Source organism: Phenylobacterium sp., from assembly GCF_030680185.1.
Lineage (GTDB): Bacteria > Pseudomonadota > Alphaproteobacteria > Caulobacterales > Caulobacteraceae > Phenylobacterium.
Genome location: NZ_JAUXVZ010000065.1, coordinates 41,827 through 56,181, shown reverse-complemented (window position 1 = coordinate 56,181; position 14,355 = coordinate 41,827). Strand labels below are relative to the sequence as shown.

Here is a 14,355-nt window from a genome sequence, read left to right as displayed (position 1 = left end):
GGAGCGCGAGGGGACGGTGCGCTCCACCGGCGGTCTCGATGGCTATCGCGATCAACGCGTGGCTCACCACTCCATGCGCACGCCCAGGCTGAAGCGGCGCCCGGAGAGTTCGTACATGGTCGGGAAGGAGGGGTGCATGGTGTAGCCCTTGGTCTCCTCGTCGGTGATGTTGATCCCTTCCAGGCTGAGCTGGATGCGATCGTTCACGTCATAGCTGACCGAGATGTCGGTCTGGCCGTAGGCGTCGCGCCAGATCGGATACATCTCGTAGCCGATGCCTTCGACATACTTGTCCTTGTAGTTGTAGGACGCCCGGGCCTGGAAGCGATCGTTCTCGTAATAGAGGGTGACGTTATAGGTCTTGTCGGCCAGACCCACCGGCGGCGTCGGGATGCCGAGGTCGGACTCGCCGGTCAGCGAGCTGTCCAGCAGGGTGTAGTTGGCGTTGACGCCGAAGCCCTCCAGCGGCGCATAAAAGAGGCCGAGCGGCACCACGGCCACCAGCTCGACGCCGCTGACCTCATAGGAGCCGTCGGCATTGACCGGCTGATAGACGTCGAAGTCATAGACGCCGTCGATCGTGCCGTTGGCGTTGTACTTGGTGACGTTGGGGACCGTGCCGGTCAGCTCGCTGCGGACGACGCCTTCGATCTCCTTCCAGAAGTAGGAGACCGACAGAAGGCCGCCCTGAGCCAGGTACTTTTCCAGGCCCACTTCCCACTGCTTGGCGTAGGTCGGCTGCAGGTTGGGGTTGCCGTCGGTGAAGCGGAACGAGTTCCAGCTAGCCGTGCGCTTATAGGCCAGGTCGCTGAGCGCCGGACGGATCAGGGTTTCCGAGGCCGCGGCGCGCAGGACGATGCTGTCGGTCAGCTCGGCGTTGATGTTCAGGCTGGGCAGGATCTTGTCATAGCCGCCCTCGCTCGACACCGGCTCGGGCGTATAGCCGGTGGTGCCGTTCGGGTTCTGAATCTGATGGAAGCCGGACGACTGGACCGTGGTGTCCACATAGCGGGCGCCGCCGTTCACGAAGACCGGCACACGGGCGATCTCGAAGTCGAAGTTGGCCATGGCGTACAGGCTCAACGTCTCCTCGGTGACCTCATAGTACTGGCCGTCGTCGAACGGGGTGACGAAGCCGGCATAGCGGAAGGTGTCGCGCGCATAGGCGTTGGACACCTGGCTCCAGGTCAGGTCGCGGACGCTGTAGTCGCCGCCGGGCACGAGATCGCCGATCGGGGTCAGCACGCTGTCGGCCAGGGTGCGGGTGTTCACCCAGACGGAGGAGCCCGGGCCAGGACCCTGGATGTTCAGGGCGCCGTACTGGCGCTCCTTGGCCTTGTCGGTGTAGCGGGCGCCGACCTGGATGCTGCTGAGCTGCGGGAAGACGTCGAAGTCGAAGTGCCGGGTGAAGTCGGCCTGGGCGGCGTACTTGTCGTCGGTGATGGCCTCGAGGTTGGTTTCATAGGCCTCGAACAGGTAGCTCGTCGGCGCATTGTACATGTCGATCGTCGCGGGGTTGGCGCTCTTGACCGTCTCGCCGCCATCGGCCGTCCATCGCGTGCGCGACGGCGCATAGGCCACGTGCTTCAGATTGGCGAAATCGATGGTCTTTTCCGCGCCGGAATAGCCGGCCAGGGCGTTGAATTCCCAGTTGTCGCCGCTCCAGTTCAGCTCAGCCCCGAACTGCGAATAGTCGGTCTTGCTGATCCGCTCCTTGCTCAGGAACTCGTGCTGGGTGGCGGTATAGGAGACGTCGCGCAGGACCACCATGCCATACTCCGACAGGGTGGTGTCGTCGTACTCGTGGATGGTCTCGAAGGTGCTGCGGCTGGAGGCCGAATAGGCCGCGGCGTCGTATTCGTCCTCGGTGGCGTCATAGCCGCCGATCATGCCGTCGAAGGCCAGGCTGAAGTTGGAGGACGGCTGGTACTGCAGCGACACGGTCGCGCCCCACTGGTCCTGCTCGTTCAGATAGACCCGGTCGCCGACCTTGTCCTGGAAGATGATGCGGCTCGTCTGGTCGCGGTCGGAACGGTTAGTGACCACCACGCCGGCGTCCCGCGCCAGCACGCTCTGGGCCTGGGTCCCGCGGGTCCCCGAGGCTTCCAGGAAGCGGAAGGCCGGGCGGAAGTTAATGCCGGAATTGGAGTCGGTGCGGTTGGTCCGCTTGGCCGTGGAGACCGAGACCAGCGCGCCCCAGTCGCCCCAGGTGTTGCTGGCCAGGAACGAGACCTTGGGATCGATCTCCTCGGAGATCGAGTTGTAGGCGCCTTCCACCGAGCCCACCAGGCGCGGGCCGTCATAGTCGAACGGCCGGGCGGTCCTGATGTTGATGGAGCCGGCGATGCCGCCTTCCTCGTCGGCCGCGGTCGGCGACTTCTGGACGGTGACCTGCTGGATGATTTCCGAGGCGAAGATGTCGAACTCGACGTCGCGGCCGCCGCTGCCCGAGGCGGTGGCCAGGTCGTTGATGGTGACGAAGGTGAACTCGCTGGGCAGGCCGCGCACCATGACGCGAGTGCCCAGGCCCTTGTTCCGCTCGATGGTCACGCCGGGCATGCGCTGCAGCGCTTCAGCCAGATTCTGTTCGGGGAAGTTGGCGACGTCGGTGGCCACGATGGAGTCGGAAAAGCCGATGTTCTCGCGCTTCAGCTCGACCGCCTGCTGAAGGCTGCGCTGGTAGCTGCCGGTGACGACGAGTTCGCCCACCTCGGTAGCCTGATCCTGGGCCTGGGCCCCCGTGGCGGTGAGCAGGCCCATGGCGGCGCAGCTGGTCATCAGCCAAGCCGCGCGGCGCGCGCGGACCCGGGCGCGATTGTGATTCATTCCGTTCACTGAATTTCTCCGCGTGTCGATGTTGCGACGGCGGGGAACCAGACGTGCGCGTCCGGCCCTTGCCCCCCGCCCCCTCAACGACAGGACCGCGCAACCCCTCAGTGTGTGACAGCGGTTTTCACCCAATCTTCACGGAGCCGTCACGTTCGGGAGCCGGGTTCGGCCAAACCCCCTCCTGACGCTCTCGCGCCAGGGCGCCAGGGGTCGTGCTGAGCTCTACGCCTTCAGTCCGTCCCGCCTGCCTTGCGGTAGGCCGCGCGAGCCTTGGCGACCGCGGCCGCCGCGGCCTTGTGGCTGGCGGCGTAGGCGGCCTTGGCCTTGGAGATGTCCTGCGCAAGCTTCGCCGCGCGCTGCGCGAACTCGGCCTCCTCGTCCCGACGCTGCGCCTCGACCTCGCCGAGCCTGGCTTCGGCCGCCGAAAGCGCCCGCCGATCAGGCTTGGGCTTCGGCTTGGGCTCGGGCTGCGCCCTAGGCTTGGCGGATGCTCGGGACCTTGCGGGGGCGCGCGCTTTCGATGGCGCGGGCGGATCTGGCACATCGGGCAGATGGGCGGCGTCGAGCGCGAACGGGTCGGCCGATCCGACGGCGCGCTTCAGGGGCGTCTCGGGATGGGCGCGGGCGGCCTCGATCGCAGCCGGGTCCTCGGCCACCTTGGCGTGTCCGGAAGCGAACAGGTCCTGGCGCAGCCCCCAGGCGCGCAGGGCGGCCGGTCGGCTCGGCGCCGCGACCACCGTGTCGTAGAAGCCGATCTGAGCTTGAAAGACCTTGAGCTTGCGTGGCGCGGCCATGGCGACTCCCCCCGCACAGACGTCCAGATCGCCAAACCGTTCCGTCGCCGTCGGGCCGGCCCCTGAGTCAGGCCTTTCGGAGACGGTTATGCATCGCCGTGGCGGCGATGGCCGCCTCGCCGGTGGCGACGGCGATCTGGTTCAGGCCCAGGACGACGTCGCCGGCCGCATAGAGGCCGTCCACGGTGGTCATCTGACGGGCGTCGGCCAGCAGCTTGCCGCTGTCGTCCTGCCCCGCACCAAGCGCCGTGGCGAGACCGGCCTGAATGGCGCAGCCCAGGGCGAGGTAGAGATAGTCGAAGCGCTGTTCCGGCTGGTCCTGTTGCGCGACGATGACCTGGCGGCCCTCAAACCGGATGTCGCCCAAGGCGACGGACAGGGCGCCTGCGGTCTTTGCCGCCTCGCCCAGCATGAGGACCGTGACGTCCTGGCTGTAGGTGCGCAGAAAATCGGCCTCTCGCAGGGCCAGGGGACCGTCGCCGAGGACGGCAAGCTTGGCGTCAATGGCTTCATAGGCGTCGCAGATGGGGCAGACCCGCGCCAGACTTGAGGCCAGGGCGGCGTCGACCCCGGCGATCTCGGGCATGCGATCGATGATCCCTGTGGCCAGCAGCACGGTCGCGGCCTCAAAGACCTCGCCTTCGGCATCCAGCCTGAAGCCGTCCGCCGTCTTCTCCAACCGGCCCACCCTGGCCGTTCGGATGACGGCCCCGAATTCCTCAGCCTGGGCGCGAAGGCGCTCCAGCAGCACAGTGCCGGCGATTCCTGCCGGGAAGCCCGGGGTGTTGTGGCTTTCGGGGATCCAGTCGGCCCGCGAAACGCCGCCATCGAGCACCAGCACCCGTCGCCGGAACCTGGCGAGATAGATCGCCGCGGTCAGGCCGGCGGGGCCCGCGCCGATCACGATCGCTTCGAAGCCCAGGCTCGGCGGAGCTGCGGTCACGAGCGCCGGCTCCTGCTCGGGCAGGACGCGCTGCGTCGATCGGAGAAGGTTGGCCGGCGGGCGCGTTTGCAGATCATGCCATAGCAACGCGCAAAGCGGCGCCGCGGGGCCACGGCCCCCTTCGTCGCGAGCGATCAGGATCGCCTGCAACTCTGATAGGCTGCCAGACGACAGCCCTGCGAACGGATGCCCCGATGTCGAACGCCCAGGACCCGACGGCCTACGATGTCATCGTGATCGGCGGCGGTCAGGCCGGACTCGCCGCCGGCTATTTCCTGCGGCGCACGGGTCTGACGTTCACCATTCTCGATGCAGAGCCCGGCCCCGGGGGCGCTTGGCGGCACGGCTGGGACTCCCTGCGGCTGTTCTCCCCCGCCCAATGGAGTTCGCTGCCGGGCTGGCCCATGCCGGCGACTGGCGAAGCCTATCCCACCCGCGACCAGGTCATCGCCTATCTGACCGCCTATGAGGCGCGCTACGACCTGCCCATCCAGCGGTCGGCAGAGGTGGGTCGCGTCCGCGCCGAGCAGGACGGTCTCGTCGTGGAGACGGGCGCGGCCACCCTTCGGGCGCAGGCGGTGATCAGCGCCACGGGAACCTGGCGCGCCCCCCACTGGCCGTCCTATCCGGGCCAGTCCGAGTTTGAGGGACGCCAAGTCCATTCGGCTGATTATCGACGCCCGGAGCCGTTTTCAGGCCAGCGCGTGCTGGTGGTCGGGGGCGGCAATAGCGGCGCGCAGATCCTGGCCGAGGTGTCGCTGGTCGCCGACACCACCTGGGTCACGGCCCAGCCGCCCACCTTCCTGGCCGACGACGTGGACGGCCGTGTGCTGTTCGAGCGCGCCACCGCCAAGTGGAGGGCGCAACAGGGCGAGGCTGTGGACGCTCCGCCCCCAGGCGGCCTGAATGACGTCGTCATGGTCGAGCCCGTGAAGGCGGCGCGCGAGCGGGGCGTTCTTTCGGCGGTTCGGCCGTTCGAACGGTTCACCCGGACCGGGGTCCTCTGGGCCGACGGTCGGGAGACCCCGGTGGACGCGGTCATCTGGTGCACCGGCTTCAGACCCGCCCTCCAGCACTTGCAGAGTCTCGGTGTGGTCGAAGACGACGGACGCGTGGCTGTGGAGGGTTGCCGCTCGACCCTGGAGCCGCGCCTCTGGCTGGTCGGCTATGGGGAGTGGACAGGGTTTGCGTCGGCCACCCTGGTCGGCGTCATGCGAAATGCGCGCGACGCCGCCCAGCAGGTGGGCCAGGCCCTCGCGCCCGCCTGAAGGGCGTCCGAGCCTGTCGGCATGGCCTCAGGGAATGATGATCGCGCCGGTGACGATGGCCGCCAGGGTGGCGAAGATCGAGCACAGCAAGGCCCAGGGCAGCCCAAATCTCTGCAACTGGCCGACATCGGCGCGGATCAGGCTGGCCACCAGATAGATCGGCGCGATGAACGGGCTGAGCCCATGCAGCGGCATGCCCATCAGGGCCGCCCGGCCGATGACCTCCGGCGCCACGCCATAGGAGGCGCCCGTGGCTCCCAGCACCGGCACCACGCCGAAATAGAAGGCGTCGTTGGACATGAACATCAACAGCGGCATGCTGATCACCGCGGTGATCGGGCCCATATAGGGACCCAGCGCCTCTGGAACGGTGGAGACCAGGCTCTGGGCCATGGCGTCGATCATGCCCGTCCCGTTCAGAATTCCGGTGAACACGCCGGCGGCGAAGATCAGCGACACCATCATCAGGATGGTTTCGCCATGGGCGGCCAGAGCCGCCTTCTGTTCTGACAGGCGCGGGAAGTTCAGGGTCACGGCGATGGCGAAGGCGCCCATGACCAGGGCCGGCAGGGGGGCGATCCCGCTCAACATGCCCCCCATCAGACCCACGGTCAGCAGCAGGTTCAGCCAGAGATTGCGGGTCTCCTTCGGTGCCGTGGCGAGCATCTCGGCCTCGTCCTCGGGCAGCGGCTCAGGCGGGCCGGCCAGGGCCAGGCGCCGCCGCTCCATCCGGCCCATGCCATAGGCCAGGCCCAGCACGGCCAGCAGCGACAGGCCCAGCGCCGGCAGCAAGGGGCCGACGATGCTCATGACGTCGACCTGGAGCGCAAGGGCCGCCCGCGCCGCCGGGCCGCCCCAGGGCAGCCAGTTCATCAGCGTGTTGCTGAGCCCCAGCAGCAGGGCGAGGACCAGAGGATTGAGCCCCAGACGGCGATAGACCGGATACATGGCCGAGATGGTGATGATGGCGCTGGTGGCGCCGTCTCCATCGAGGGAGACCACCATGGCCAGCACGGCGGTGCCGACCACCACCTTCACCGGATCATCGCCGGTGACCTGGAGGATCTTGCGGACCAGCGGCTCGAACAGACCCGCCTCGATCATCACCGCGAAATAGAGCAGCGCGAAGATCAGCATGAGCGCGGTGGGCGCGACCGCCACCACGCCTTCGATCATCATGTCGCCAAGCCCGGCGCCAAAGCCCGCAATGACGCCGAAGACGATCGGCACCAGGATCAGCGCCGCCACCGCCGACAGGCGCCGCGACAGGACCAGGGCCATGAAGACGGCCAGCGCCGCGAAGCCGAGCAAGGACAGGTTCATTGAATTCCCCAAGGGCTCGGGCGCGGCGCCCGCCAGACCGCTAGACTGTCAGTCAGTATTTCCAGTTGAGGCTGAGGCCGTAGGTTCGCGGCGTGTTGTAGGCGCCGAAGTTTGCGCCGAGGAACACCGCCTGGAAGGTCCGGGTGACCTCATCGGTCAGGTTCTTGCCCCACAGGGACACCGTCCAATGGCGGGAGGGTTCGGTGAACACGATGCGGGCGTCGACCATGTGTGTCGGGTCCCGCTGCTCCGGCCCGGTGTTGGAGTTGTCGTCGAAGATCCGGCTCTCATAGGCGTAGTCGACGGCGAAGCGCAGGTCGGCGCCGCTGGCCAGCTCGGCGGTGTATGAGGGCGAGACCACCAGCTTGTGCTCCGGCGTCCGCGACAGGCGATTGCCGGCATAGTCGACGCCGGGTTCAGGCGAGAACTCGTCGAACTGCGCATCGGTATAGGCGTAGCTGGTGACCAGGCTGGCGCCGGCGAACGGGCGCCACTGAAGGTAGGTCTCGTAGCCCTTGATGGTCGCCTTGCCGGCGTTGTCGGTCACCACCGCCAGGTTGGGCAGGGTGCGCCGCGTCTGCAGGTCGTCATATTTCATGACGTAGAGGGTGTTGTTCCAAACGACGGTCCCGCCCAGGAAAACGCTCTTCTGGCCGACCTCGTACTGGGTGGCGAATTCCGGCTCGAAGCCATCGACCGCGTCGGCGGCGCTGGACGGCGTGTCCTGAAAGCCGCCGCTCTTGAAGCCGCGGGAGATCATCCCGTAGGCCATGTGATCGGCGTCCGGCTTCCAGGTCAGTCCCGCCCGCCAGGTGAGCGCCTCATAGGAGTCGCTCACCGTCACGTCGAACCGCTCCTCGGCCCGGAAGACAGCCGAACCGTCGAGGTTGTCGATCCAGTAGTCCTTCTCGTCGCGGGTGAAGCGCAGGCCGCCGATGAGCGACAGCTGATCCGACACCGCGACGGTGACATCGCCGAACACCGCATAGCTGGCGACCTCCGCGGCCTGGTCATAGACCTCCGTTCCGGCGTCGCCGGCGATATTGAGATCGAGGATGTCCTGGCGATCGGTCTTGCTGCGGAAGGCGTAGGCGCCGACGACCCACTGCAGATCGCTGTCCAGGGGCGAGGCCAGCCGAAGCTCGTGGGAGGAAAAGTCGGAGCGCTCGTCATTGGCCCCGGCGATATCCACCACATTGGTGGTCGGGTTTCCGCCGTCGAAGTCGTAAGCCGCGCTGTAGTCGAGGTCGCGGTAGGCGCCGATATAGATGAGCGTGGCGAACGGCAGGTCCTTTTCGACCTGCAGCCTGGCGCCCCAGGTGTCGCGGTTCTGGTAGCCCGGATATGAGCCGGCCGTCTGATCGCGGTCGCGGTCGATGGTCCAGAAGGCCGACAGCGGATCGTCCGCATCCAGGTCCAGAACGTGCTGGGCGGGGCCCGTTTCGCGGCTGCGCGTCCCATCAAGGCTGGCCAGCAGGCGCAGACCCGGCTGCGGCTCGGCGCTGAGCGCCACACGACCGCTGCGGGTGTCCTGGTCTTCGACCCGACCGCCGGTGAAGGTGTTGCGGACATAGCCGTCATGGGTGCGCCAGGCGCCGCTCACGCGAAGGGCTGCGGCGCCGTCGGCCAGGGGCGCGTTCAGCAGGGCCGCGCCCTCCAGCCGCTCGTAATTTCCGACCGTGGCCTCGGCGGCGGCGTCGAAGCCGGTGTGATCTGGCCGGCGGGTGACGACATTGATCGCCCCGCCCACGACGTTGCGGCCAAACAGCGTGCCCTGCGGCCCCTTGAGGACCTCGATCCGCTCCACGTCGAAGGCGTCGAAGGCCACCGCGGCCGGCCGGCCCAGATAGATGTCATCGAGAAACACCGCGGCGCTGGGATCGCCTGCCGCGCCGCGGTCAGACGACCCGATTCCGCGGATGGAGATCCGGGGCTGGGAGGCGGGAAAGGCGTCGAACTGCAGGCCAGGCGTGAGGCTCGCCACATCGGCCACCTGGCGAATGCGCGCCTCTTCCACCTGCCCGGCGCCGAAGGCGGTCACCGTCACCGGCACGTCCTGCAGGCTTTCGCTCCGCCGCTGCGCCGTGACCACCACCTCCTCGAGCAGGCTGGCGTCGCTGGATGGATTGCTCACCTGCCCGCTCGCCGAGCCGGCGCCCAGCAGAGCCGCCAGAGCCGTTCCGCACGCCCACATCGTCCGCGCTGAGTTCACGTCGTCACTCCCCTGTCTTCTGCGCCTTATGGCTTGAGGAGGGGCATAGCTATATTGGACGCAACTCGTCAATGTTTTGGATCCAAAATCTTGACGAGGTGGATCTTACCTCGATAAGGGCTCAGACTGAAAACCAGCGGAGGTCTCAGCCGATGAAAAGCGGTCCCATCAAGATTCTGGTCCCGGTCGGCTCGCTCGGCGCCGGGGTTCGAGAGGAAGAGCTGAGTTACGGCCTGGCCCAGGGCGCGCACGCCATCGCCACCGACGCCGGCTCCACCGACTCCGGGGCGGCCTATCTGGCGCTGGGCAAATCGAAGAACAATCGTGGCTCCATAAAGCGCGACCTGGCCCTGCTGATGCAGGCCGGCGCCGAGGCCGGCATTCCGGTGATCGTCGGCACCTGCGGCCAGGCCGGCGGCGATCTGAACCTCGACTGGACCAAGGACATCGCCCTGGAGATCGCTGGCGAACTGGGGCTCACGCCCAAGATCGCCCTGCTCTATTCCGAACAGGACAAGGCGGTGCTCAAGGCGAAGAACGCGGCCGGCAAGATCAAGCCCTTGCCGCCGCTAGGCCCCCTGGACGACGCCACCATTGACGTCTGCGACCACATCGTCGCGGCGATGGGGCCAGAACCCTATATCGCCGCGCTGCAGGCCGGCGCAGATCTGATCCTGGGCGGCCGCACCACCGACACCGCCGTGATCGGATGCTTCGCCCTGATGCAGGGCGCTCACGCCGGAGCCACCTGGCATGCCGCCAAGGTGGCCGAATGCGGCGCCCAGTGCACGGCGGACACCGGCGAAGGCGCCGGCGTCCTGATCAGCATCGGCCAGGACGGATTCGAGGTCGAGCCGCTGAGCGTGGCCAACCGCTGCACCCCCCACAGCGTCTCGGCGCACATGCTGTATGAAAACAGCAACCCCTTCCGGCTCACCGAGCCTGGCGGCGTGCTCGACGTGACCGAGGCAAGCTACACGGCCCTGGACGACCGGACCGTGCGGGTGACGGGCTCGCGCTGGGAGCCTGCGCCCTACACCATGAAGCTGGAGGGGGCGGCCACGGGTCAGTTCCAGACGGTGATGCTGATCGGCATCCAGGATCCCGACGTGCTGTCGCGGCTGGACGAGTTCCACGACAAGCTGCTGTACGCCCTCAATCAGCGGGTCCATCGCACGATCGGCGAGGCCGCCGGCGACTTCCACATCTCGCTGCGGATCTACGGCTGGAACGCCGTCACCGGGGACCAGCCGCCGCCGGAGACGCCGCCGCCGCGGGAGGTGGGCGTGCTGTTCGTCGCCACCGCCGAAACCCAGGCCATGGCCACCCAGATCGCCAACGCCTGCAACCCCTACTTCTTCCACTTCCCGCTGCTGCGCGACAAGGAGCTGCCGAGCTACGGCTTCCCGTTCACCCCGGCGGAGATCGAGCGTGGCCCGATCTATGAGTTCAAGCTGAACCATGTGGTCGAGGTCGACGACCCCATGGAGCTGGTGCGCACCAGCTGGATCGACCTGTCCAAAGGGAGCCAAGCCTGATGACGACCGTAAGCGATGTCTGCCGCCACGTGCGCTCCAAGAACGCCGGGCCCTTCTGGGTCACCTTCGACCTCTTCTTCGACGGCGAGGAGAACTTCGCAAAATACGCGCAGAGCCCGGCCCTGGGCCCTCAGCTCTTCGAACGCCTGTTCGGGGCCGATCCCGCCTATGTCCAGCACTACCCCGTGCCCAGCCTGAACCTGGTCAAGATCTCCTATGCCCGCGACACGCCCCAGGGCGGCCGGGTCGAACGCGACATGCACCGCGGGCAGCAATATGTGAGGCTGCTGAACGTCGAACTCGACTGAGGCCCCTGTCCCGAAGGCTGGCTACGGCGCAGCGGCCGGGGCCAGCCAGGGGTTGGCCGCCAGGTGCGCGGCCTCGAAGGCGCGGATCTCGTCGGCCCGCGCCAGGGTTACGCCCACCGGGTCCAGGCCGTTCAGCAGGGCGTGCTTTCGCGACGCGTCGATCTCGAACCGCAACTGTCGGCCAGCCCCCTCGATGACCTGCTCAGCCAGATCGATCGTGAACCGGCAGGTCGCCGGGTCGGCGGCCAGGGCCAGGAGCGTCTCGATCTCATCCGCCGGCAGGGTTATCGCCAGCAGGCCGTTGCGGGCGCAGTTGTCGAAGAAGATGCCGGCGAAGCTGGTCCCGATCAGCGCCCGGATCCCCAGCTGGGCCAGCCCCCAGACGGCGTGCTCGCGGCTGGAGCCACAGCCGAAGTTCGGCCCCACGACCAGGAAGCGCGCCTCTGTCCAGGGCGGTTGATTGAGCACGAACGTCTCGCGCGGGCCGCCGGCCTCATCGAAACGCAGATCGAAGAAGACGCCCCGGGCCAGGCCCTTGCGGTCGATGCCCTTGAGGAACTGCTTGGGCATGATGACGTCGGTGTCGATATTGGCGGCCGGCATGGCCGCGGCCCCGCCTTCCACGGTCTGGAACGGCTCCATCGTCTAGGCTCCCAGTCGGCGGACGTCGGTGATGCGCCCGAAGACGGCGGCGGCCGCCACCATGGCCGGGCTCATCAGATGCGTGCGCCCGCCCGCCCCCTGGCGACCTTCGAAATTGCGATTGGTGCTGGAGGCGCACCGCTCCCCTGGCGCCAGCACATCGTCGTTCATCGCCAGGCACATGGAGCAGCCTGACTGACGCCATTCGAAACCGGCGTTCAGGAAGATCCGGTCCAGGCCCTCGGCCTCGGCCTGACGGCGCACGGCGCTTGAGCCGGGGACCACCATGGCGCGAACACCCTCGGCTACCTGCCGCCCCTGCAGCACGGCGGCGGCCTCGCGAAGATCCTCGATCCGGGCGTTGGTGCAAGAGCCGATGAAGGCCCGGTCGATGCGGATCTCCTCCAGCAGCGCGCCCGGCTGCAAACCCATATAGTCCAGCGCCCGCGCCACATCGCGCCGCCTGGCCGGCGACGCCTCGGTCTCGGGATTGGGCGTGCGGGCGCGCACGGAGGCGGCCTGGTCTGGACTGGTGCCCCAGGTGACCATCGGCTCGATCGCCTCGGCCTGGAGGACGACCCGCCGCGCATAGACCGCCTCGGGATCTGCCTTCAGCTTCGTCCAGGCGTCCGCTGCGGCGGTCCAGGCGTCGCCCTTCGGCGCGCGCGCCAGCGGCTTGAGATAGTCCAGCACCGTCTGGTCGGGGGCGATCAGGGCGCCGCGGGCGCCGCATTCCACCGCCATGTTGCAGAGGGTCATCCGCCCCTCGACACTGAGGTCTGCGATGGTCTGGCCGGTGAATTCGATGGCGCAGCCCGTGGCCCCGTCGGCGCCGATGGTTTCGATCAGGGCCATGACCACGTCCTTGGCGGTCACGCCGAGCGGCAGACGGCCGTCCACCACCACCTGCATGGGGGCGAGCCGGCGATAGACCACGGTCGCCGTGGCCAGCATGTGCTCGATATCCGAGGTTCCGATCCCAAAGCCGAGCGCGCCAAAGGCCCCGTAGGTGGTGGTGTGGCTGTCTCCGGCGGCGACCACCATGCCAGGCAGGATCAGGCCGAGCTCGGGGGCGACCACATGCTCGATGCCCTGCATGGGATGCAGGATGTCGAACAGCTCGATGCCGAAGTCGCGGCAGTTGCGGGCGAAATAGGCCACCTGCCCGGCCCCGCCAGGATCGGGCATCTCAGCGGTGCGCGTTGGCGTGGTGGCGTTGACGTGGTCGACCACGCCCAGCAGGCGTTCGGGCGCCCAGACCTGCCGGCCGGCTTCCCTCAAGCCGGTAAAGGCCTGGGGGCTGGTATATTCGTTGAGGACGCTGCGATCGACATAGAGCAGGACCGTCGAGCCGTCCTCGTCGAGCCGCGCCACGGTGTGGGCGTCCACCAGCTTGTCATAGAGGGTGCGCGGCGGGGTCATGGGATGGTCTCTGGCGTTCGACCATCGGCGACCACACAGCCACCCGGAAGGCTTTCCCCGTTGAAGACGGCGACGACGCAACGGGCGGCGATCATGTTCGTGCGCTCCAGGCCCTCCCGCGTCGAGGCGCCGGCATGGGGAGCGGCGACCACGTTGGGCAGCCGGATCAGGGCGTCGGTGACCGGCCTCAGCACCGGATCGCTCTCGCTTTCGAAGACGTCCAGACCCGCGCCCCCCAGACGCCCCTCGCCGAGCGCCACCAGAAGATCGCGGTCGGAGACAAGTCCGCCCCGGGCGGTGTTGATCAGGAAGGCGCCCGGCTTCATGCCCTTGAGGGTCGCTGAGTTGATCATGTGCCGGGTCGCCGGCGTCAGCGGCGCGTGCAGGGTCACATAGTCGCTCTGCGCCAGGAGGGTCTCGAGATCCACGAACCGGACCCCCGTGCGCGCCGCATAGTCCGGATCGGGCCGCGCGGTCGCCACGAGCACCTGCGCCTCGAACCCGCTCAGGCGCTGCACCACGCTCTTGCCGATGCGGCCGAGGCCGACGACGCCGACGGTCTTCCGATAGAGATCGCTTCCCAGCAGGATCGACCAGGAGCCGCCGATCATCTCGCCCTGGGCTTCCCGAAACCGCCGTCCGAGCGCGATCATCATGCCGATGACCTGGTCGGCGACCGAGGCGTCATTGCCGCCCGCCGCGATGGTGACGACCCGCCCGAGGTCACGGGCCGCCTCCAGGTCCACGCGCTCGTAGCCGACCCCGCGGCGGGCGATCACCGCCAGGTCCGGCAAGGCCTCCATGAGCTGACGCGTGACCTGGGCGTGGCCGACGATCCAGCCCTGAGCGCCCGACAGGCGCTCGACCAGTTGGTCATGATCCAGGCCGCCATCGGCCACGCCTGGGGGCAGGTCGGCCAGCACCACCTGGCAGCCCGCCTGTTCGAGATAGGCGATTGTGGCCGCGTCGAAGAACTTCTGAGTCACGACGACCCGGCGCAAACCTTGAGCCATGCCTCACCTCCCTTGCCAGGGGGCCTGGGCTACCGCGCCGCGCCGGCGGCTGGCCAAGACCGG

At 67.9% G+C, this 14,355-nt stretch carries 11 protein-coding genes; 3 read left to right on the top strand and 8 right to left on the bottom strand.

The genetic code is table 11. From position 1 onward, the window contains the following. Positions 1 to 63: 63 nt before the first annotated feature. From Q8L83_RS18130 to Q8L83_RS18120, 3 genes are all read right to left on the bottom strand, one after another. The gene (locus Q8L83_RS18130) at positions 64 to 2,826 is read right to left on the bottom strand and encodes a TonB-dependent receptor (RefSeq protein WP_305289586.1); all 2,763 of its coding nucleotides are present in this window, start codon (positions 2,824 to 2,826) and stop codon (positions 64 to 66) included. Positions 2,827 to 3,059: 233 nt separating this feature from the next. Beyond that, a complete protein-coding gene (locus tag Q8L83_RS18125; RefSeq protein WP_305289488.1) occupies positions 3,060 to 3,623 on the bottom strand; it encodes a hypothetical protein in 564 nt (187 codons plus the stop codon). A gap of 67 nt (positions 3,624 to 3,690) precedes the next feature. Next, entirely contained in the window at positions 3,691 to 4,566 is an 876-nt protein-coding gene (locus tag Q8L83_RS18120; protein WP_305289486.1) for an NAD(P)/FAD-dependent oxidoreductase, read from the bottom strand. Between the two features lie 194 nt (positions 4,567 to 4,760). Between Q8L83_RS18120 and Q8L83_RS18115 the strand changes: the two genes are divergently transcribed. Further along, positions 4,761 to 5,834 (top strand): ArsO family NAD(P)H-dependent flavin-containing monooxygenase, encoded by a 1,074-nt coding sequence (locus Q8L83_RS18115; protein WP_305289485.1) that lies wholly within the window; start codon positions 4,761 to 4,763, stop codon positions 5,832 to 5,834. 27 nt (positions 5,835 to 5,861) lie between these two features. Here Q8L83_RS18115 and Q8L83_RS18110 read toward each other — a convergent pair whose 3' ends face one another. Both Q8L83_RS18110 and Q8L83_RS18105 read right to left on the bottom strand, forming a co-directional pair. Beyond that, positions 5,862 to 7,157 (bottom strand): CitMHS family transporter, encoded by a 1,296-nt coding sequence (locus Q8L83_RS18110; protein WP_305289483.1) that lies wholly within the window; start codon positions 7,155 to 7,157, stop codon positions 5,862 to 5,864. 52 nt (positions 7,158 to 7,209) lie between these two features. Then, complete coding sequence (locus Q8L83_RS18105; protein ID WP_305289481.1) at positions 7,210 to 9,291, bottom strand: TonB-dependent receptor; 2,082 nt, start codon at positions 9,289 to 9,291, stop codon at positions 7,210 to 7,212. 230 nt (positions 9,292 to 9,521) lie between these two features. Between Q8L83_RS18105 and Q8L83_RS18100 the strand changes: the two genes are divergently transcribed. Then, a complete protein-coding gene (locus Q8L83_RS18100) occupies positions 9,522 to 10,907 on the top strand; it encodes an acyclic terpene utilization AtuA family protein (protein WP_305289479.1) in 1,386 nt (461 codons plus the stop codon). Beyond that, positions 10,907 to 11,215, top strand: coding sequence for a DUF4387 domain-containing protein (locus Q8L83_RS18095; protein ID WP_305289477.1), 309 nt, complete (start codon positions 10,907 to 10,909; stop codon positions 11,213 to 11,215). Before Q8L83_RS18100 ends, Q8L83_RS18095 begins: the two co-directional genes overlap by 1 nt. Before the next feature lie 21 nt (positions 11,216 to 11,236). On the opposite strand, the gene leuD is transcribed toward Q8L83_RS18095, so the two are convergent. Genes leuD through Q8L83_RS18080 form a run of 3 tightly spaced genes read right to left on the bottom strand, consistent with a single transcriptional unit; the run spans position 11,237 to position 14,292 of the window. Continuing rightward, positions 11,237 to 11,857 (bottom strand): 3-isopropylmalate dehydratase small subunit, encoded by a 621-nt coding sequence (leuD, locus tag Q8L83_RS18090; RefSeq protein ID WP_305289475.1) that lies wholly within the window; start codon positions 11,855 to 11,857, stop codon positions 11,237 to 11,239. A gap of 3 nt (positions 11,858 to 11,860) precedes the next feature. Beyond that, positions 11,861 to 13,279: a 3-isopropylmalate dehydratase large subunit gene (gene leuC / locus Q8L83_RS18085; protein ID WP_305289473.1), complete on the bottom strand. Its 1,419-nt coding sequence runs from the start codon at positions 13,277 to 13,279 to the stop codon at positions 11,861 to 11,863. Beyond that, a complete protein-coding gene (locus Q8L83_RS18080) occupies positions 13,276 to 14,292 on the bottom strand; it encodes a phosphoglycerate dehydrogenase (protein WP_305289471.1) in 1,017 nt (338 codons plus the stop codon). The genes leuC and Q8L83_RS18080 overlap by 4 nt, the downstream gene beginning before the upstream one ends. Positions 14,293 to 14,355 lie beyond the last annotated feature (63 nt).